This window comes from Photobacterium sp. 53610, assembly GCF_036409375.1.
In the GTDB taxonomy this organism is placed as follows: domain Bacteria; phylum Pseudomonadota; class Gammaproteobacteria; order Enterobacterales; family Vibrionaceae; genus Photobacterium.
In genome coordinates, this window is the sequence record NZ_JAXOFS010000015.1 from 63524 (window position 1) to 83936 (window position 20413).

The 20413-nt window shown below is 54.6% G+C and carries 15 protein-coding genes; 5 read left to right on the forward strand and 10 right to left on the reverse strand.

The window, feature by feature from the left end; genetic code table 11:
- Positions 1 to 41: 41 nt before the first annotated feature.
- Entirely contained in the window at positions 42 to 1238 is a 1197-nt protein-coding gene (gene mltA / locus SPK40_RS21045) for a murein transglycosylase A (protein WP_330961796.1), read from the reverse strand.
- Positions 1239 to 1569: 331 nt separating this feature from the next.
- Between mltA and SPK40_RS21050 the strand changes: the two genes are divergently transcribed.
- Positions 1570 to 1797 (forward strand): hypothetical protein, encoded by a 228-nt coding sequence (locus SPK40_RS21050; protein WP_248144110.1) that lies wholly within the window; start codon positions 1570 to 1572, stop codon positions 1795 to 1797.
- 29 nt (positions 1798 to 1826) lie between these two features.
- Here SPK40_RS21050 and SPK40_RS21055 read toward each other — a convergent pair whose 3' ends face one another.
- Positions 1827 to 2225: a DUF2850 domain-containing protein gene (locus tag SPK40_RS21055; protein ID WP_330961785.1), complete on the reverse strand. Its 399-nt coding sequence runs from the start codon at positions 2223 to 2225 to the stop codon at positions 1827 to 1829.
- A 211-nt stretch (positions 2226 to 2436) separates the two neighbouring features.
- On the opposite strand from SPK40_RS21055, the gene argA reads away from it, so the two are divergent.
- On the forward strand, positions 2437 to 3762 hold the full coding sequence (gene argA / locus SPK40_RS21060; protein ID WP_248144108.1) for an amino-acid N-acetyltransferase: 1326 nt from the start codon (positions 2437 to 2439) through the stop codon (positions 3760 to 3762).
- A 37-nt stretch (positions 3763 to 3799) separates the two neighbouring features.
- Here the strand turns inward: argA and recD are convergent, their stop codons facing one another.
- The 4 genes from recD to SPK40_RS21080 all read right to left on the reverse strand — a co-directional run bounded on the left by recD (position 3800) and on the right by SPK40_RS21080 (position 14454).
- Entirely contained in the window at positions 3800 to 5902 is a 2103-nt protein-coding gene (gene recD, locus SPK40_RS21065; RefSeq protein WP_330961797.1) for an exodeoxyribonuclease V subunit alpha, read from the reverse strand.
- Positions 5903 to 5943: 41 nt separating this feature from the next.
- Positions 5944 to 9594 (reverse strand): exodeoxyribonuclease V subunit beta, encoded by a 3651-nt coding sequence (gene recB / locus SPK40_RS21070; RefSeq protein ID WP_330961786.1) that lies wholly within the window; start codon positions 9592 to 9594, stop codon positions 5944 to 5946.
- A gap of 327 nt (positions 9595 to 9921) precedes the next feature.
- The gene (recC, locus tag SPK40_RS21075) at positions 9922 to 13377 is read right to left on the reverse strand and encodes an exodeoxyribonuclease V subunit gamma (protein WP_330961787.1); all 3456 of its coding nucleotides are present in this window, start codon (positions 13375 to 13377) and stop codon (positions 9922 to 9924) included.
- A gap of 105 nt (positions 13378 to 13482) precedes the next feature.
- On the reverse strand, positions 13483 to 14454 hold the full coding sequence (locus tag SPK40_RS21080; protein WP_330961788.1) for a TDT family transporter: 972 nt from the start codon (positions 14452 to 14454) through the stop codon (positions 13483 to 13485).
- 152 nt (positions 14455 to 14606) lie between these two features.
- Here SPK40_RS21080 and SPK40_RS21085 point away from each other — a divergent pair, with 152 nt between their 5' ends.
- On the forward strand, positions 14607 to 15545 hold the full coding sequence (locus SPK40_RS21085; protein WP_330961789.1) for a LysR substrate-binding domain-containing protein: 939 nt from the start codon (positions 14607 to 14609) through the stop codon (positions 15543 to 15545).
- Here the strand turns inward: SPK40_RS21085 and SPK40_RS21090 are convergent.
- Positions 15492 to 16181 (reverse strand): DNA-3-methyladenine glycosylase I, encoded by a 690-nt coding sequence (locus SPK40_RS21090; RefSeq protein ID WP_330961790.1) that lies wholly within the window; start codon positions 16179 to 16181, stop codon positions 15492 to 15494. The genes SPK40_RS21085 and SPK40_RS21090 overlap by 54 nt on opposite strands.
- Before the next feature lie 90 nt (positions 16182 to 16271).
- Here SPK40_RS21090 and SPK40_RS21095 point away from each other — a divergent pair, with 90 nt between their 5' ends.
- Positions 16272 to 16574 carry a YebG family protein gene (locus SPK40_RS21095; RefSeq protein WP_248144101.1) on the forward strand — a complete coding sequence of 101 codons (303 nt, stop codon included), beginning with the start codon at positions 16272 to 16274 and terminating at the stop codon, positions 16572 to 16574.
- A gap of 259 nt (positions 16575 to 16833) precedes the next feature.
- Complete coding sequence (dapD, locus tag SPK40_RS21100) at positions 16834 to 17865, forward strand: 2,3,4,5-tetrahydropyridine-2,6-dicarboxylate N-succinyltransferase (RefSeq protein WP_330961791.1); 1032 nt, start codon at positions 16834 to 16836, stop codon at positions 17863 to 17865.
- Positions 17866 to 17949: 84 nt separating this feature from the next.
- Here dapD and SPK40_RS21105 read toward each other — a convergent pair whose 3' ends face one another.
- The 3 genes from SPK40_RS21105 to SPK40_RS21115 form a co-directional block, all read right to left on the reverse strand.
- Positions 17950 to 18276: a DUF2799 domain-containing protein gene (locus SPK40_RS21105; protein WP_248144098.1), complete on the reverse strand. Its 327-nt coding sequence runs from the start codon at positions 18274 to 18276 to the stop codon at positions 17950 to 17952.
- A gap of 84 nt (positions 18277 to 18360) precedes the next feature.
- Complete coding sequence (locus SPK40_RS21110; protein WP_330961792.1) at positions 18361 to 19563, reverse strand: multidrug effflux MFS transporter; 1203 nt, start codon at positions 19561 to 19563, stop codon at positions 18361 to 18363.
- A gap of 134 nt (positions 19564 to 19697) precedes the next feature.
- Positions 19698 to 20018, reverse strand: coding sequence for a hypothetical protein (locus tag SPK40_RS21115; RefSeq protein ID WP_330961793.1), 321 nt, complete (start codon positions 20016 to 20018; stop codon positions 19698 to 19700).
- Positions 20019 to 20413 lie beyond the last annotated feature (395 nt).

Sequence of the window (20413 nt, forward strand, 5' to 3'; positions counted from 1 at the left end):
AGTGTGTGGAGAATGAGCGCGTTTTTATACGCGCTCTCCTGTCAGTTGTCCAGTCCCGAACCGGTGACCACCGGCTGGCTCTGCACACTTTCTTCAAGGAAGGTAAAGTGCGTATCAACCGGGCGGGCCACTGTCTTTTCACTGGCTTTCTGTCGCTCTTCGGTCAGTGCCGCATCCGTCTCAGCCGTCAGTCCCAGTTTCCAGACCCGGCCAAAATGCTTGTAGTGCCCGGCATCAATCCCGGCCTGCTCACCCATCCCATGGTAGAGATCGAGGTGGTTGCGCTTTACTGCGCCGCCGGTATCCAGCGCCATCAGCAATGTCAGGACATGCTTGCCGTTCCAGTTTCCTTCCGCATCCAGCTGAGGCACTTCTGCAAGCAACACACTGCCCATCGGCAGGAATTCACGGTCAGCCGCAACCGAAGCCATCGGCAACAGCGGGATCCCGGCAGTTCCCAGCACATCCAGATCCTCGCGCGGACGGAAGAAGACATAGGACGGATTCTGTTCCAGCAACTCACGAACCGTGGCTTCATCCTGCTGGTCCACCCATTCAGCAATGGCCTTGAGCGACATTTTCTCCCGCGGCACTTCCCCGCGCTCGATCAGAATTTTACCAATACTCACATAAGGATGGCCGTTCTTACCGCCGTACGCAAAGTACTGCAGCTGGTCATTATCCTCAAAATGGACAAAGCCGCTGCCCTGCACTTCCATCATGAACACCGCCAGTTTTGAGGCCGCATAGCCCAGCTCCAGACCCTGTCCCTCCAGAGCGCCGTTATAGATATCGGCCCGGGTCGGACATTTTTCACCGCAAACCGGCATCGCATAGACCGGATATCTGAAGGTCTCGTCTTTTGCATGGCGTAATTCAATCACCGGTGAAAAATAACCGGTAAACATCACGTTGCCGTAGCCGTCGCCGCCGCCCATTTGATCCGTCGTCAGACCATACTGAGTCAGCAACGCCGGATCACCGCTTTCTTCCGCCCAGTTTTTCACCTGCTGATAGAGGTTCTGATACCGCAGCATCATTGAGGGGGAGCGGGCCAGTACTTGTTCAGACTGCGCTTCAAAGCGGGTGTAATCCCTGGGTTTATCTGATGCAACGTGAGTGACCGGATTCAGTACTTGGCCAAACTCTCCATCCAGATACTGCTGACCGCGGTCAACAGGTCTGGCACAAGCCGCCAGCCCAAGCACACAAGATACAAGGGTCACTTTTCTAAACAGGGAAAATTGTTGAAACACAGAATTGCCTTCATGAAATTGACAGGTTAAAAAATTAACAGCGGTGCCACTCTCGCACCACTGATAAAACAGTTATCTTAAGACTTTTTATCATAACCAATGTCAAAGTCTTGTTTTGATTGTCACGAAAGATGAATAATAAGCACTCACTGTCATATAAGTGTCATATAAGATCGATTTAATAAAATCGTCATATAAACGACATCATTCTGTCAGGGAAATTATACTTCGTGCTTACTGGCATACCGCTCACCGGCAGACAATGCGATCACCTTTAGGCGCACAGGAACTTGATGTCACAGGAAGGACAGGCATGAACAAACAATTTAAAGTGGGTAAGGAAACCTTACTTGATCCGAACGCCGTAGAATACCAGTGGATACGCAATCTGGACAGCGACGGCAACTCAGCACAGCAAATCAATACGGTGATCCAGCGTTGTCTGGGCGGCAGCCCTCAGACAGCCGATACCATGCGGAAAGTAGCGCTGAATAAAATCCCGGTGCACCAGCTGTTTGCCAGACTCCGGGAAGAGGAATAACCAGGTTCCCGGGCAAACCGGGAAGCCATTCAGGAATTGGTTTTTTGAAGCGTGCCCTGACGGGAAAAAGTTGAAACGTAATGGGCAGGCTGCTGGCGAACGAACTTTCCTTCCTCGAAAGTGTACTTGTAGGTTTCGCCCCCCATACGATAGCTTAACCGGCTGCCATCCCAGTCATAACGGGTACTGACCATACGACCGGCGACGTACACCCCATCCTGGCGCAGTTCAAATTGATCCGCTGCGTAAGGTGCGACATCCTGCTCAACCCAAATCCCGAAAATACTGGGTTCCGGCGCCGGGGTGAACAGATCACCTTTTACTGCACCGACTGCAAGAAAACCACTGAGCGCCAGACCTGTGACCAATATGGTCAGCATGGTGGCACCCTGCCACTTGGTGTACTTATTGAATGCCATCAGCAGCATCGCCAATCATCCCTACGTGATTCAACTATACGCTTAGCTGGCGTCCGTCTGATGGGTCGAATAAGCACAGAATGTCAGAACGGGATCTTGACTCAAAAATTTGAGTCTGAACTCTAACTTATTGAACACTTTTCCTGCTTGCTGTGCAGCAGATAAACAGGCAACATGCTGGCATGTCCCCCCTGATTCATTTTTTGTAACGGAATACTCAGTGAAATTAAGAAGTACCGCACTGGTCAAAGGCTTTCGCCAGTCAGCCCCTTATGTCAATGCGCACCGAGGTAAAACGCTGGTGATCATGCTGGGCGGTGAAGCAATTGCTGATAAAAACTTCCGCAATATCGTCAATGACATCGCCCTGCTCAATTGTCTGGGCCTGCGCATTGTCCTGATTTACGGTGCCCGTCCCCAGATTTCGCATTTACTCGCGCTGCACGGCTATGAAACGCCGTACCACAAAGGGGTGCGGATCACTGATGAACGTTCACTGGAAATCGCCAAACAGGCGGCCGGACAGTTGCATCTGGATATTACCGCCCGCTTCTCCATGGGCCTGAACAATACACCGATGGCCGGCTCACAAATCAACGTGGTCAGCGGAAACTTTGTCATCGCGCAGCCTCTGGGGGTCGATGACGGCATTGACTACTGCCATAGCGGCCGGATCCGCCGCATTGATGTTGACGGTATCAAACGCCAGCTGGATCAGAACAGTATTGTATTGCTGGGTCCGATTGCCAGCTCTGTGACCGGAGAATGCTTCAACCTGATGTCAGAGGAAGTTGCCACGCAGGTCGCCATCCGTCTGGAAGCCGACAAACTGATTGGCTTCTGTTCCCATCAGGGGGTTCGGGATGAACAGGGGGAAATCGTCTCCGAAATGCTGCCGGCGGAAGCAGAGGCAGCACTGCAACGGCTGACCGAACAGAAGAAATCTGACTCCGGGACAGCCCGCTTCCTGCGCGGTGCCATGACCGCCTGCCGGGCAGGTGTGCCCCGCAGTCACCTCATCAGCTACAAAGATGACGGTGCGCTCATTCAGGAACTCTTCTCTTTCGACGGAATCGGCACACAGATTGTGATGGCCAGTGCCGAAAAAGTCCGGGGGGCTCACATCGACGATATCGGCGGTATTCTGGCTCTGATCCGGCCGCTGGAACAGGAAGGTATTCTGGTTCGCCGCTCCCGCGAACAGCTGGAGCAGGAAATCAAACAATTCACTGTGATTGAACGCGACGGCCTGATCATCGGATGCGCCGCCCTTTATTCCTTCATGGAAGAACAGATGGGTGAAATGGCCTGTGTGGCCGTGCATCCGGATTACCGGGACGGTGACCGGGGTGCGCTGCTGCTCAATCGCATTCGCCATCAGGCTCGCACGCAAGGGTTGAAGCAGCTCTTTGTCCTGACCACTCGAAGCCTGCACTGGTTCCGGGAGCAGGGCTTCGTGGAAATTGATGTGTCAGACCTGCCGATGGCAAAGCAGGCCCTCTATAACCTGCAACGTCGTTCGAAAATCCTGACGCTGGCGTTATAACTGTCACCCGCCCGTCTCGCTGGCGGGTGCAAATGGCTTAGCTGAGGTTCACTTCCAGACCACTGGCCCGCTGAATACAGCGCTGGATACTGCGCTGTAATACCTCAGGCCGGGCATAGAGATACAGTCGTTCCTTCGCCCGCGTGACCCCGGTATAAATCAGTTCCCGGGTCAGGATCGGACTGAACTCCGGCGGCAGAATCATCAGGGTATCGGCGAATTCTGAACCCTGAGATTTATGAATTGTCATCGCGTACACCAGCTCATGCTCCGGCAGACGGCTGGGCAGAAAGCTGCGGATACTGCCGTCCGGCATATCAAAATACACCCGAAGCGCCGGACGGCCGCGACCATCCAATCGCCCGTCCGGATCCGGCATCGCAATCCCAATATCACCGTTATACAAACCGAGACCATGATCGTTACGGGTGATCATCACCGGACGACCGACATACCAGGTTTCATCCCCCGGCGTGATCAGCTTATCTTTCGCCAGCTGGCGTTCAATCCGGCTGTTGAGCCCCTTAACACCAAAGTCCCCTTCCCGCAGCGCACACAGCAGCCGGACACTGGCAAATTGCCGCAGCACCTCGGCTGGCGGTTCACCTTGGGTCATCGCCTCCAGATAACGCCGGTAAAAATTCGACATCGCCTGAATCAACTGCTGGTAATGCTCGGCTCCGAGCGGGTACTGCCGGATATCACTGTATGCTTGCTGCCAGACCGCAGCCAGCCGATCCGGCTGACCACTGTTAATAGCACTGGCCAGCTGGCCGATCCCCGACAATGCGTGGAAACGGTAACTTTTTTGCAGCACGCAGAGACAATCAGCAATCGGACTGAGTGAGTCCGACTGTCCGGCAGGCAGCACAAAGCCGGTCATCTCACTGAGCTGTTTTGCCTGCGGCACACTGTAGCCCTGACGGGCGAAAGCACAGATGTCTCCCAGCACCGCTCCGGCTTCCACGGAAGCCAGCTGATCTTTATCCCCCAGCAGAATCAGTTTGGCATGCGGCGGCAATGCTTCCAGCAAGCGAGCCATCATGGGCAAATCGACCATCGACGCTTCATCGACCACCAAGACATCCGCATGTAGTGGATTCCCTGCATGATGCCGAAAAGCAGTCCGCCCCGGAATTGCTCCGAGCAACCGGTGCAAGGTACTGGCCTGCGTCGGAATGGCGGCCTGCAACGCCGGAGCCACCGGCAGCGACTGGACCGCTTTACCAATCGATTCGGTCAGCCGGGCCGCAGCCTTACCGGTCGGTGCCACCAGTACAATATGGGGCACCCGGGCAGCATCGACAGACGCGGCAGCAGGTTGGTTTTGCATCACCAACGCCGCCAGCAGTTTCGCAACCGTCGTCGTTTTTCCGGTTCCGGGCCCACCGGAGATCACCGCAAATGGCCGGCTCAGGGCCGTTGCTGCCGCCACCTTTTGCCAGTTCAGACAGGCAGATGCAGGGATTAACGTATCCAGCGGTGTCAGGTCCGAAAAGCGCTGAGCCTGAACCAGTACAGCGTCAATTTTTTCCCATTTCAGCGCGTCTGGCGTCACCACATCCAGCAGATCGCAGACCACGAAACGACGGCGCTCCGCACTGTCGTCACCGGACTGACGCAGCGCCGACAGTCCATCAAACAAATAGAAATAACTGCGGGCAAACAAGGTATCCAGCATCCCGGCCGATTGCGTGACAGTCTGACCGGTTTCAGGAAGACGAGCCGCAGACAACAGGCGACGGGCAACCGTCTGCTCGTCCTGCCAGTAGCGATGCAGATACAATCGATCGTCACAAAGCACCAGCGGCGTGGGCTGCAGACCATCCGAAATCGCTGCCGAGCCATTCAGGATCGCTGGCCAGCTGGCTGGCAATCGCCAGGCATCCGGCAACAGCGATAATAAAGATTCCGCCACCTCTTTCGGTAACCCCAGTGGCTGACTCTGCTGAAACGACAGCGGGAGGCAGACATGCCCCCGGCCCAGCTCCTGGCTGACCCAGGCAGCTGCCAGCGCCAGTAAATCCCGGACCTGAGGGTCATCAAACCCGGCCACCGAATCGCAGACAAATTTGGCAAACTGGGTATCGAGCGACCTAAGCAAACCGCCACGCGCCAGCGTATCCAGCTGCGCAATCATCGCCGATTGCCCGTCAGCCACGGGAGAGTTCAAGGTCATCATCAGGCTATATCTCCCTGGCTCATCTGGCCGTCAATCAGGTGTTCAAGTTCGGTCAGCAGCGCCAGACTGGGCCGGGCATGGAAAATGCCGCTGTTGTCCTCACGACGGACACCCCGCAAGAACAGGTAATACACACCGCCGAAGTGCTGCTGATAGTCGTAATCCGCTTTGCGGCTTTTCAGAAAACGGTGCAGTGCCAGTGCATACAGCTGATACTGCAAGTCATATCTGTGTTCGGCCATGGCTGTGGTCAGTGCCTCGCCGCGATAGGCGTCATGGCTGTCCCCCAGCCAGTTCGATTTCCAGTCCAGCACGTAATATTTCCCCTGGTGTTCAAACACCAGATCGATAAAGCCTTTCAGCATGCCGCTGACAGTCGCAAATCCCAGCTCTCCTGCAGTTGCAGACAAAGTATCGTGACGGGCCAGTGTTTTATTCAGCAGTGCCGATGACAGCAGGTGGATCGGCAGCATGAATTCCATTTCCACCAGCCGCTGCTGCGGGGATAACTGGCCGAGCACCAGCGATTCACCATCCAGCGCGCAGCTGAGCACCTGCTCCAGCAGTTGTTGTAACACCGGCAGCCATTCGGGGTCATAGTTCTCCTGACGCAGCAATTCGCGAATGATGGTCGCGGTTGCTTCGCTGTCCGCCGCTTCCGTGAACTCGACATTCTCAAACAGACTGTGAAGAAAAGTGCCGGGCCGTGCCCCTTTCGGAAAAGTAAATATTGAACGCTCCGGCGCTGACATGTCCGTTTCAGATTCAGCCGACTCAAGCAGGCTGTCCTGAGATGAATCCGTATCAAAGCCGGGCAGCTCGCTGGTCGCATCCAGGACAGAGTGCCCCTGTTTAACGAGGGACGAATAACTGGTGATCCACCAGGGATGGCCGGCAGAACCGTTGAAGCTGGCCGCTTTGGGTACCGGTTGCTCCACCGGAGCCGGCTGCCAGAGTTCTTCCGGTAAAGCCGGCGGCGTGACGATGCAGATGTCCTCGCTTTGTGCCAGCGTCCCCAGTGCAGCTGTCAACTCGGCCAGCCCGCCGGGCTGGCCGTTCTGAACCAGATAGCCAATTGCCGACAGATGCAAACCGGTCGGCTCTTTGGTACTGCGCCCGTTGCGCAATGGCGCCATGCCGACATAACAGCCGTACACCGCGCGGGTCAGGGCCACGTAAATCAGACGCAGGTCTTCGGCCAGACGCTCCTGTTCCGCCAGCGCCAGACTGGCATCTTCCCCCTGGACATCCAGTACAGCCTGCTGGGAATCCGCATCATGATACAGCGCGGTTTCGGTACTGCGATAACTGCAGACAAACGGCAGAAAGACCAGATCGTACTCCAGCCCCTTGGATTTATGGATGGTGACGATTTGCACCAGATTACGGTCAGATTCCAGCCGCAATTGCTGCTCATCGCTGTTCCCGTTCGGGGATTCAATATGCTCCGCCAGCCAGCGAATCAGGGCCTGATCACTGTCCAGCATCTGACTGGCCTGCTGCAACAGCTCGCCCAGATGAAGCACATCCGTCAGACGCCGCTCGCCACCGTTTTCTCCCAGCAGCCGTTCTGCTATCTGACGTCGGGTCAGCATGTGACGAATCATCGGCAGGACACCGCGACGCTGCCACAGGCTGCGGTAATCGCGGAACTCGGCGATCCAGCGCTCCCACTCATCTTCCTCGTTATTGAGCCGATCCAGCTGAAAGGCACTGAGTGCAAACAAAGGCGTTGCCAGCGCTGCACGCAGCGTTGTTTCCTGTTCCGGATACTGGACGGCTACCAGCAGACGCAGCAGATCGGCCGCTTCCTGGCAGGCAAAGACACTGTCCCGGTTCGACAGATAGACACTGGTAATCCCCTGTCCGGCCAGCGCCTGCCGGATCAGGGCCGCTTCCGTCCCGGTTCGCACCAACACCGCAATATCACCGGCTGCCACCGGATGTTGTTCTTCCCCGTCCACCAGCGCAGCCTGGCCCAGTTCAGACTGAGTCAGAATCGTCTGGATCTGGGCCGCGGTGGCTTCCGCCATCACAGTTTGATAATCCCCTTTCGTGACCGGCGCCTCGGCATCCATGTGCCAAAAACACAGCGCCTGCTGCCGTTCACCGTTCAGTACCCAGTGTCGTTCAGCCGCTTTCGGACTGGACTGGACGGGCAGGAACTGGATATCGCTGTCATAGATAAAAGGACTGTCCGGCAGTGCAAACACCCGGTTGGCCGCGGCCACCATACTGGCGGTCGAGCGCCAGTTGGTGCCCAGCGTATAATGGGCACTGACCTGCCGCCGCGCGCGGATATAGGTGAAAATATCCGCGCCCCGGAAAGCATAAATCGCCTGCTTAGGATCGCCGATCATAAAGAGTCCGGACACGGCTGCCGATGATTCTCCCTCGGCAGACTCTTCCGGCAGATAAACCGTACTGAAAATCTGATACTGGAGCGGATCCGTGTCCTGAAACTCATCAATCATTGCCACCGGATACAAATGACGGATCCGGGCTGCAAGAGCACCATTCCCGCTGTCGCGATCCGTTTGCAGCGCGGCTGCCAGTTGCGTCAGCAAATCATCAAAAGACAGCCAGCCTTTGCGCTGTTTTGTCTCAGTCAGTAGTTCCCGGCATGCCCGGATCGCGTGCGCCAGAATCGGCTCCCGTACACTGGGCGGGTTCGCCAGCAAATCCTGAATCGCAACAAAAACCGGATGCTCCGGCACGGTGCCCTTGGCCGTTTTCTCTGCCAGCACTGCCTGATCAAATTTTTCCAGGGCCTTGGGCAGACTGTAATCTGTGGTCGGCTGCGCAGCCCATTGGCCGACTTCTTCCAGCGCCTTTGGCAGACTGGTTTTGGTATAACTGCGCTTATTCACCCCGGAATCGCTGATCAACGCAAAAAAATCAGCCACATGCGCACACCAGCCCTGCTTGACGACTTCTATCCGTTCCAGATTCTGCTGGTGTAACTGCGCCAGATCGCCGGATAACGGCGGCGCTTTCAGCACGACCGGTGCACCGGACAAAAAGGGATTGATCGCTTGCAGCAGTGTTTCCGGGGCGGGCCAGCACCGACGAATTTCATTCGCCAGTTCACGGGACAGCGGATAGAAATAACGGCGCCAGTAATCGGCTGCGACCTGTGCCCTGAGCTGACTTTCTTCCGTAATGAATTCATTGGTGAACAAGCTACCGGATTCAAAGGCATTCTGGGTCAGCATACGCTGACAAAAACCGTGGATGGTGAAAATCGCAGCTTCATCCATCTGTCTCTCGGCCTGCAAGAGTAAGGTGGCCGATCGGGCATGATCCGGCAGATCCGACAACAGCCCCGCCAGAATCGGATCCTCGCTGGAGCCGCGGCTGAAAGCGATCCGGGCATCGTGAATCCGTCGGCGGATCCTGTCTCTCAGCTCAGCTGTTGCCGCTTCAGTAAAGGTCACCACCAGAATCTGATCCACGGTCAGCGGATGCGGAAATGCCGCGCCCGCTTCACCATGTCCTAACAGCAGACGCAGATACAGGCTGGCAATGGTGAAGGTTTTTCCCGTGCCCGCCGAAGCTTCAATCAGCCGGGTCCCATGCAGGGGAAACGTCATTGCCTCCAGCGGCTGTGGCATGATTGCTGGTTTATCCGTTGCTGTGGTCGCTGTCATCTCATCAACCTGGTCTTTGAAAAATTATTTGCCCGCATGCTGACACGGCACCCAAACTCCGTGACACCAGAATTCTGTTTCAGGCAGCATAAAAAATGGAAAACTTTCTTTTTTACATGTGCTTTTGTGATCACTCACGGGTTCAACACTTTTTACCCTATTTCATTCTGATGTTTCTATCACTATGGGAGGTGTTTCACATTTTCAACCACTGGCTTTCTGTAGTATCGCAGCCACGAAATTTGGTCTACCTCTGGACCTTGTGGCCGACCGGTGAACACCCTACACTCATAATGATTTTGCCGGCGGCCACCTCGCTCACCAGCTTCAATCAACCGCTTCCAGGTGCATTAACACAGGCTTGAGCACACGCTCTCCCCAAGCCATGACATCCGCCGCCAGATCATCCTGCCATTGCGGCCAGACACGGGCGATGTAGACATTGCTGCCTTCTCCGCGGAGCAAATAGCTGTCCTGAAAAACCGCAGCCATTTTGGTCTGCGCTTTCAACAGAGTGTCCTCATCCGTCAGCCAGTTGCCGCTTTTATCCTGAAGCGCTTCCAGCCCCGACAAGACCGTGCGCGGGAAATAAGGCAGCGGATCCGACTGCCCGGCCAGATAACCGTCGATCAACGCGGTCAGTTGATCTCGGGCATACTCTGCATCAACCGGTTTCAGCCGGAGATGGGTATCAATGCCCAGCAGATGAGTCGCAGCCTGAGTTTCCTGAGCGGCCAGTGCCAGATGTTCCATCCAGGCCTGAAGCATATCCTGAGCCCGGATCTTACCCGGCCGGAAATGCACCAGACCTTCTGCGGTGCGGTGACGTAACCATCCCTGTAAGCGAATGCCACCGACAGCAGTTTCAAGCGGCAGGTCGATTTCCGGGTCTTCCGTCCGGGTGGCCAGCAAGGCTGAGATCTGCTCAGCCAGCGGCAGGATCTGCTGTGTTTCCTGCGCCAGCGTCAGTTCTCCGAATGCTCCAATCGGCAGACTGCCCGCAGCCTGCTGCCGGGCCTGAAACTGCGCCAGGGCCTCGGACTGATCTTTCGACTGCTCTTTTGCTTCCAGCAGGGTCATCAGCAGATTTTCGCGCAGCCGGTAACTCTGTAAACCATCCAGCGCAAACGGCTCATCATCCGCCATAGCGCCTTCGGCTGCATTGAAGTACACCTTCAGCCGACGATTGAAAAAATACTGTGCCGGCAGACGCCAGAAACGCTGTAGCTCCGCCAGCTCCATCACCGCATACGTACCGTTCGATTCCGACAGCGCCTCCAGTGCGACCGGAGCCAGCGGCTGGTCCAGGAATTCGTCCTGAATCACCGGTTCCCGGCGGGCCGCAGAAAGCCACTCCGCTGCATAGCTCGGCGTTGCTCCCAGAAATGCCTGCGGACTGAAAGGCGTCAGCGGGTGGTGGCGGACCAATTGCTGAAGCAGCCGGGCGGCTGAATCGTCTGGCGGCAGACTTTCATCCCCGGTCAGACAGAATCCCTGCTGACAATATTCCAGCAATTCACTCAGCAGCACTGACGGCATTTGCTCGCTGTTGTCCTGAATCGACCGGCCGACATAACTGATATAGAGCTGCTGCTGGGCCGAGAGCATAGCCTCAAGGAACAGGTATCTGTCGTCGTCACGGCGGGAGCGATCACCGGCGCGCTGGCGGCCGACCATGAGATCAAAACCTTCCGGCGCAATGGTACGCGGGTAGACGCCGTCGTTCATTCCCAGCAGACAGACCACCTGAAACGGAATAGAACGCATCGGCATCAGGGTACAGAAGTTGATCTGTCCGGCCAGAAAGCGCTGACTGATCCGTTCGCCACCCAGCTTGTCATTGAGGTAGTCACGCATGATGGCCGGAGTCAGCCGGTCGCCGTAACCGGCATCTTTCAGCTGCTGTTCCAGCTGTTGTAATTTCTCGCGGATCAGGCGAAGGACCAGCTCTCCTTCCGTATCCACGACAAAGAAATCGTCCAGCAACTGGTTCAGCACCGCAAACCAACCGCTGGCTGAATGAGGCTGATTCAGCACCTTGCGATAATGAATCAGTTGTTCGACAAAAACGCTGAGCTGGCCAGCCAGCTCGGCCTCCATCCCCTGCACTTCATCATAGGCCAGCATCCCCTGATAGAGTCCGGCCTGCTGTGGCATGGCGTAGCCCAGCAGCATCCGCTGCAAACCAAACAGCCAGGTATTCTGTTTCTGATCCGGGAGAGCAAACTCCCGGGCCGTATCACCATCCAGTCCCCAGCGGATCCCTGCTTCTTCAATCCAGGCTTTCACCTGAAGAAACCGTTCTGCATCCAGACCATACCGGTTCATGATCGCGGGTACTTCCAGCATTTCCGTCAGCTCAGAAGCATGACAGCGGCTGTTCGGCAGATCCAGCAGACGCAGGAACGCCAGCAACACCGGATTTTCCTGATCCGCACTGCGGTCAGAGATTGAAAAAGGCAGATACCGCTCTGCCGGGGCATTGCCAAAGACCGCCTGAATGTAAGGGCTGTAGGCATTGATATCCGCCACCATCACCACGATGTCACGCGGCGAGAGTTCGGGGTTGGCATCCAGCATCGCCAGCAGATTGTCATGCAGTACTTCCACCTCCCGCATCGGCGAGTGGCAGACATGCACAGACAGTGAACGATCGTCGGCACTCAGCGGCATCTTGTGCTGACTGTCGGCCAGCAGCTGATCATTCACCCGGTCTTCAAGCTGCAGAATATCGGACTGAATTGCATGCAGGAGGCTGTCGGCCGGGATATCAACAAAGGCATCGACTTCAAAGGCTTCCAGTTCAGACAGCAGATACAGATTATCGCGTCCCAATTTCCCCAGCGAGGCCAGCAACGTGTTTCCGACCGCGGCTTCCTGATGCTTTTCGTCCACCAGATTCTGTTCCAGCGAGCCCTTCAGCATCCCGACATCGCCCACCGGTTCACTGTGTTCATCCTGCCAGATCACCTGCTGACGCTGTCTGGCTGCAAGGCGTGCCAGATATTTGCGATCACGGACATCCCCCCAGTAGTGACGACACGGATTCGTGAACATCAGATGGACATCAATGTGCTGACCCAGTGCGGCCAGTGCATCCATATAGCGCGGTGGTAAGGCTGAAATCCCGAACACAAACAGTCGCTTGGGCAGCGTGTCCGGCAAAGCCGTTCCGGACTGAGCCGCATGGTTCAGAGATTCAATGAAGTGTTCGTACAGATTGGCCCGGTGATACGGCGACTGTCCCTGCGACAGAATATGATCGTACAGTGCCTGCCAGAGGATCGGCTGCCAGGGATGTTCCGCGGTGAGTTCCGGATCAACCACGCCGGATTCCCATGCCTGAATCCATTCCGGGCGGTACACCAGATACTGGTCAAAAATATCGGCAATTTTGGCCGACAGCTGATAGCGGCGCTGCTGATCGTCATCTTCGGCCAGATAACGCTTCAGAGGCGCAAATTCCGGTTGTTCCAGCAATCCCGGCAGCACCTTCATCAGCGACCAGGTCATGGCTTCTTTATTGAATGCGCTACGCGCCGGGACATCCGGCAGCACTTTGGTGAACATGTCCCAGATAAAGGTCGCCGGCAGCGGAAAAGCAATGTTCGCCGCCACACCCAGCGATTGAGCCAGTTCCAGCTTGAGCCACTGGGACATCCCCGGGCTCTGAACCAGGATGTGCTCAGGAATAAAAGGATCAGCGAGCGGGTCACGGCGGACCAGCTCAACCAGCAGCGATTTCAGCAGGTCCAGTTGGTTGGAATGGTAGACAGTAAACACGCGTCAGGCTCGCTATCAGACAAGAATGATCCCGATTGTCTACCATGGATTGCAGGGTGTAAACAGCGGCAGCTGTGACGGCCGCCGCCCTTTCGGTTCAGCCCGTTACATCGCCGGACGCCTCAGCCGTACGCTGGCGGTACAATAAAACGTCAGATAACGCACAATCACATACCCCACCACCACAGTGGCGATAAAAAGCTCAGCCAGCGCCAGTGTCTGAACCTGACCCGCATAATCCGACAGCAGCGGCTGAGTGCTCATCCAGTGCGCAGTTTTGTACAGTGCCGTAGCCCCAATCACCATGGGGAAGGTAAACGCCGCATACGCCGGGCTGAACGGCAGGCGCAGTAATCGAAAGAAGGCCAGATAAATCACCAGCGTCATCAGCAGGCCAATACTTGCCAGCAGGGCCACCATCAGTACCGAAGGCTGCACCGCCATCGTCAGGTATCCGGCCAGAGACAGACTGGCCGGGGCAGCCAGAATGGCAATCGTCGGCTTGGCAGCATCCGGCACTTCACGACCGAATATCAGGCGGTATAACATAACCGGCAGCATCAGTGCGTAGGCACTCAAACCAAAGACCAGCAGGCCGCGGGCAAGCGGCTCCATGATTCCGCCGGGAAAGGTCACATCCGCCACGATGATCCCGACCGGCGGGACAAACCAGCTGGGCACCATGTGATGCAGCGAAAAGCCGGAGAAACGGTGGTACACAAAGCAGACCAGAAAGATCAGGTGCAAGGCTACTGCACACAACCAGAGCCCCTGCCCGAGAGTCGGTGCAAATGGCCCGATCGCATGAGAGACAACCATCACCGCCATAGAAAAAGTCGGCACAACACTCCCGACAACCGGATGTTTCAGATCCTGCCAGAGCAGTTGCGGATGCAGGGCAAATTTGGCCGCCAGTCCAAGAAGCATCAACGCAGCGACTGCGGCACTGCCCAGTTGAGCCAGGCCATGAAACGGCAGCGCATTCTCCCAGCACCAGCCGAGGCTGGCGATTGCCAGCGCCAGACCGGCCATTGGGGTTGGCACGGACGCGATTCTTTCTTTCCACTGTTGGCGCATCAGCTTGCTCTCTCTGTTTTCAGTTCGGTTATTTTTCTTTTTATCGATAGAGACAGTGTACTGAGATGAATGGGTTTAGAATAATTGAATAAATTGAAATGTAGGTTAAATTAAACTGAACAGATTCAAGCCACTTCAAGAAACGGTCCGTCATGAATATTGCCCTGAAACAGCTTAGGGTCTTCGTTGCCGTCGCGCAGGAAAAAACCATTACTGCCGCGGCTGAGCGTCTTTACCTGACCAAACCTGCCGTCAGCATGGCACTGGCTGAACTGGAAAAACAACTCGGCCAGCCGCTCTTTGACCGGTACCACAACCGGCTGACGCTGAACCATCACGGCAAGCGCCTGTTGCCGCTTGCCGATGAATTGCTGCATCGCACCCATAGTATTGAGCAGTTGTTTGAACAAGATGGTCCGCTGACCGGACATCTGGCGATCGGCTCCAGCGATACCGTCGGTAATCAGCTGACTCCGTTTCTGCTGCGCGATTTCAGGGCCCGGAGTCATCATCATGACCAATCGCTGCTGATTGGTAACACGGCCAGCATCTGCCAGAAACTGCGCGATTTTGAACTGGACATCGGACTGGTTGAAGGCCAGGTCAATCAGCCTGTGCTGATTAGCCAGCCCTGGCTGAAAGATGAGATGGTGGTGATTTGCCATCCGGCCCATCCGCTGCGGCAATATAAGACACTGACGTTTTCCGATCTGGCGAACACCGAGTGGGTGCTAAGAGAATCCGGCTCCGGCACACGTGATTATTTCCTGAACCAGATTGCGCCGGAAGTGACCCACTGGCATCTGGCATTCGAGCTGAATACCACAGAGTCCATCATCAACAGTGTTGCGGCAGGACTGGGAATGACCTGCCTCTCACGTCACGCGGTATATCACGCATTACAGGAAAAGCGCGTTGCCGAGCTGCCTTTAACGCTGCCCAAAGAGCGGCAGTACTGGCTGCTCTACCACAAAAACAAATACAACAGCCCGCTGCTGGCTGCTTTTATTCAATTCTGCCTGCACTGGCAACCGGGCTCAGACCCGGTTATCCCCGCTGCTGAACGCAATGATCTGACTGATCTGACATAACGGCCGCCCCGATTCCTGCTGCCAGGCATTAAATGCTGCCTGCGCAGCGGCCAGCGAGCGCTGGGTATCCCTGCCGCCGTCTATGATGCCGGTATTGCGCAGATAGACTTCCACATCCTGACTGAGAATAAAGGTATCTTTTCCCATCACCCGCAGGGTATAAGGCCCCGTATTCCCGCCCAGACGCTTGCCTTTGGTTTTGAGATATTTCCACAGTCCAATGATATCCTCCGACGGCCAGTCCGCGACCATGGCCGAAAAAGAACCGTGTTCTTTGGCTGCCCGGTGGATCATGTAGGTATTCTCCGGGATCGTCATGACTTTTCCGAGATGACGAATAATGGCCGGATCCGTTGCTTTACGCTCCCACATCTCGTTCGGCACCAGCAACAACTTCTCAATATCAAATCCGAAGAACACCGATTCAAAGCCGTCCCATTTCTGACGGACCACTTTCCAGCTCATGCCGGACTGAAACACTTTCTGTGTAAACGCGGCCAGCCAGCGGTCGTCAGGAATCGCTTTGAGTTCCGCCGGCGTCAGCGGATGACTCAGCAGACTTTCCAGTGCCGCCTTACCGCCTTTGCGATCAGCGGCACGGGCATAAATTTGATCAAATTTTTCTCTCACGCTCACAAGAACTCCTTCTCTCCGGAATCAGAACTGGACTCTGGCCCTATCCTACTGTATAAAAAACCAGTTAATCAATATCGGGAGAGGGTGACCATGGCTGTTATCGTCAAATATGTAGTAGAGCGCAACGGAGAAGAGAAGATGACTTTTACCTCTAAATCTGAAGCTGATGCCTACGATAAAATGTTGGATATGGCTGACGAGCTGTTCGCGGTTCTGAGTGAAAGTAAACTGCTTGAAGACGAAGCCAAACAGGAAGAACTGGCGCTGTTCCTGGCTCAGGAACGCGAGAAAGTTCTGGTCGCACTGGGTGCGAAAAAAGCAAAACCAGCAGAAAAGAAAAAGCCGGCCAAGCCTGAAGCGGTTGAAGACGACGCAGAAAGTGAAGCGGCCTGATCATCATCCAGCGGCAATGCTCTTGAAAAACCTCCTGAGGGAGGTTTTTTTGTACAAGATTTTTATGCAAAAATACTGACTTTCTATGGGAATAACCTTGGGTTTTCTTCATTTCTCAGTCATTTTGCCATGAATGGCAGATTTCCCCTTCAATATCCGGTTCAGTCTCTTTATGATGGGATATCTGAAATTTTTAATCATCAAACAGGCTGCCTGCTGTTTGCAGTCTTTTCCCCTTTGATATGGAGACCATTTCACCATGGCCACATTTTCTTTAGCCCTGGGTACCGCGACCAAAAACCGCGACGGCAAAATTATTGAAGCCTTCTTCCCGACACCACTGCTGAACCCGGCTCAGACGCTGGTTGATACCATTGCTCAAGTCGCTGATTACAAAGATGGGAATCAGGCCATTGAAGTGACTCAGGCGCAGGCTGCTGAACTGGCTGGTGCATTTGCAGCCCATGGCGAACAAGCCAGTGCAAGCTTTGCTGAAAAAGCAGCACAATCAAGCCAGCCGATGGTCCTGGTGATCCTGGCCACTGACGAAGCACCGGCTTCTGTTGCCGAAGGCTTCCTGAAATTGCAGCTGATTTCTCACCGTCTGGTTCAGCCGCACGGTCTGGTACTGGATGGCATTTTTGGTCTGCTGCACAATATTGCATGGACCAATCAGGGACCCATCGATCTGCCTGAGCTGGCAGAACGTCAGATCGAAGCCCGTCTGAAAGGTGAAGTACTGAGTGTCGACTGTGTCGACAAATTCCCGAAAATGGTCGATTACATCGTACCTGCAGGCGTTCGTATCGCTGATACTTCCCGTGTCCGCCTGGGCGCACACGTCGGTGAAGGCACCACAGTCATGCACGAAGGTTTCATTAACTTCAACGCAGGAACAACCGGTGTCAGCATGGTCGAAGGCCGTATTTCTGCCGGTGTTGTGGTCGGTAACGGTTCAGACATCGGCGGCGGTGCTTCGATTATGGGTACCCTGAGTGGCGGCGGAAAGGTTGTCATTTCTATCGGTGAAAACAGCCTGCTGGGTGCAAACGCAGGTCTGGGCTTCCCGCTGGGCGACCGCTGTACAATTGAATCTGGTCTGTATGTGACTGCCGGCACTAAGGTTACAATGCTGGATTCAAGCGGCAATGTCGTCGAAACCGTGAAAGCGCGCGAGCTGGCCGGAAAATCCGACCTGCTGTTCCGTCGTAACTCTGTGACAGGTACCATCGAGTGCCTGACCAACAAAACGGCCGTTGAACTGAACAGTGAACTGCACAGCAATAACTGATTACTGTCAGTCTCTTTTGAAACGATCAAATCATAAGAAAGGCTGCTCAAGGCAGCCTTTCTTTTGTTTGGATTTCCGACGCTGTCAGTATCCCCGCTCTGTCAGGCCAAACTGGCTGGAGTCTTGTTTACACTCATCCGGATACGCGGGATTGATCGCTGTGGTCACCGTTTTCTTTCCGGTGCAATATTCATAACGGCCCTGCAGATAACCAGCACGATATTTCTCATAGTCCGATTCCGACAACACCCCTAAACGATCCAGGCGTTTCTTATCCCACTCCTGATAACCATATTCGCCGTGATAAGCTCCCAACTCCTGCCATTCACCATGCCGGGATAACTGCGCTTCATACTGACTGACACAGGCGGCAACCATCAGAACAACTATCATACAGATGAGCTGACGCATACAACCTCCTCAGCCAACTGCAAATCTGTGCCTTAAGTATGGAGGATTCTCGGTGATTTGGCGGTGATATACCGAAAAATACAATCAGGACTGACTCAGCTCAACCGAAGCCTGCCGGCCCGACTCACTGCGAAGGCCCAGATTGGCAAGTACCATGCCCAGAAAAGAAGCGCTCAATAACACAGTCCCGAGATGCCAGGGTTGACTAATTCCCAACTGTAATAAGACGTGACTGACCAGTGAAGCCACCACCATCTGACATGCCCCCGACAAAGCAGATACAGTCCCGGATTTTTCACGATAGGGAATCAATAACATCGACTGAGCACAGGGAAAAGCGATGCCATTTGTCACTGCCAACAGAAAATGTGCAAGCGACATCCAGCGCGGATCCAGCGGCGCAAAGATATAAACCGCCGCTGACAGAATCTGCATCAGTGGTGCCAGCTGTAGCATGCGTGCAGTACCGACATAAGGATGCAGACGCTGACACAGCAAGCCGCCACACAGAAAACCACAGGCTGGAATCATCGCCCACATTGCATACTGTTCTGAAGTCATGCCGATCTGAACCTGCATGATATAAGGCATCATTGAGATTGCCATGATCACCACAGCAAAATTAATCCAGCCAATCCCGGCAAAGGTCATGAAATGGCGTTCACGAAATAATGAGAAGTAGCTTCCCAGCAGTCGCTTGACGGACGGCGGCTGTTTGACGGCATTTAATGTCTCCCGGAAACTGGCCAGGAGCAGCAGCCATATCAGTGCGATATAGCCAAGCAGCAAAAAGAATGCAGACAACCAGCCCAGATAATGATTGACCATGCCACCAATCACAGGCGCCATGATCGGTGTGAAAGCTGCCACAATCGCCAGCCAGGTCAGCGCCTTCGCCAGGTTTTGTTTTTGGTAGCTGTCCCGTATCATCGCTCTGGCCAGTACCGAGACACTGCCAGCCCCGCATCCCTGAATAAAACGGCCAATCAGCAATCCGGTAAATGATTCGGCCTGAAAGATCAGGATTGCAACCCCGAATACTGCAATCAGTACCCCTGCTAATAACACCGGCCTGCGGCCAAGCACATCTGATAAGGGACCATAAATCAACTGTGACGGTCCAAACCCCAGCAGATAGATGGCGACAAGTAATTGCGTCTGATCTGAAGTTAATGCCAGATCATGTCCAATCCAGGGCAACAATGGGAATACCAGGCCAAGGCCCAGTTGACCAATACTGACAATCAGACAGGCAAATAACAGAGGTTTCCAATTGAAGGCTGGCATAGATTTCTCTTTGTCGATAACAACACAGTCATTATGCCTGTTATCACGCAGGGAATAAGCCATCATCGGCTACAGAAGCTCTGTCCTGACAGGAAAGAATAGCCGCATGTTCACACGGCTACTCACTTAGAACATTAAGAAGTGGCTGATTCCTGAGCTTTTCTGATCACGTACCGAAAAGGACTTCTGAAGGAAAACTTGCTCCCCTGAGTCTCCACCCGACCTTGTTTCATCGCAATCAGTACTTCACGCTGAATACGCACCAAGGCAAAAAAGCGGATCACCATAAAGACGATAAAGATTGGCATCACAATTTGCGCCATCGGGGCCGACTTTAAAATCAAATCATTCCCCAACCAGACAGCCAGCATCCCCAGCATGAGGTACAGAGAATGTGGCTTAAGAGTAATGGTCACTGTATCTGCGGTTTCTTCCCGCTCATAGAAAAAACTCATAGTGTTGTGTCTTGGCCATTTCAGAAAAAGTGACGCTAAACCTCTCACAGCCCGACGCGCAAGACAAGGTCAAACAACACGAAATTGTAACCAGGTACTAAAACACCTCGTCAGGTTCACGCAGGGATTTCAAACGGAGAGACCAGCAAAGAACAACTGGTTTTCTTTAAGAAGTAGCGGACAGCTGGAATCGCATTCGATCGGGAGGCGTCCGGCCGAAGGACGGATAACAAATCCCAAACGTAAAAAAGCCCCAGTCTTTCGACGGGGACGCCTAGTCTGAGGCTTTTCGTCAGTGAGAAATTATCAGAACCCTGAATAGCAAAAAACCCAGCCATTACTGACTGGGTTTCTCTAAGAAGTGGCGGAGCGGACGGGACTCGAACCCGCGACCC

Coding starts and splice junctions, on each gene's coding strand:
- recB (WP_330961786.1), bottom strand. CDS start 9,594: ATGACAGCGACCACAGCAACGGATAAACCAGCAATCATGCCACAGCCG.
- SPK40_RS21115 (WP_330961793.1), bottom strand. CDS start 20,018: ATGAGTTTTTTCTATGAGCGGGAAGAAACCGCAGATACAGTGACCATT.
- SPK40_RS21110 (WP_330961792.1), bottom strand. CDS start 19,563: ATGCCAGCCTTCAATTGGAAACCTCTGTTATTTGCCTGTCTGATTGTC.
- dapD (WP_330961791.1), top strand. CDS start 16,834: ATGGCCACATTTTCTTTAGCCCTGGGTACCGCGACCAAAAACCGCGAC.
- SPK40_RS21050 (WP_248144110.1), top strand. CDS start 1,570: ATGAACAAACAATTTAAAGTGGGTAAGGAAACCTTACTTGATCCGAAC.
- SPK40_RS21105 (WP_248144098.1), bottom strand. CDS start 18,276: ATGCGTCAGCTCATCTGTATGATAGTTGTTCTGATGGTTGCCGCCTGT.
- SPK40_RS21095 (WP_248144101.1), top strand. CDS start 16,272: ATGGCTGTTATCGTCAAATATGTAGTAGAGCGCAACGGAGAAGAGAAG.
- SPK40_RS21080 (WP_330961788.1), bottom strand. CDS start 14,454: ATGCGCCAACAGTGGAAAGAAAGAATCGCGTCCGTGCCAACCCCAATG.
- recD (WP_330961797.1), bottom strand. CDS start 5,902: ATGATTGCGCAGCTGGATACGCTGGCGCGTGGCGGTTTGCTTAGGTCG.
- SPK40_RS21085 (WP_330961789.1), top strand. CDS start 14,607: ATGAATATTGCCCTGAAACAGCTTAGGGTCTTCGTTGCCGTCGCGCAG.
- SPK40_RS21055 (WP_330961785.1), bottom strand. CDS start 2,225: ATGCTGCTGATGGCATTCAATAAGTACACCAAGTGGCAGGGTGCCACC.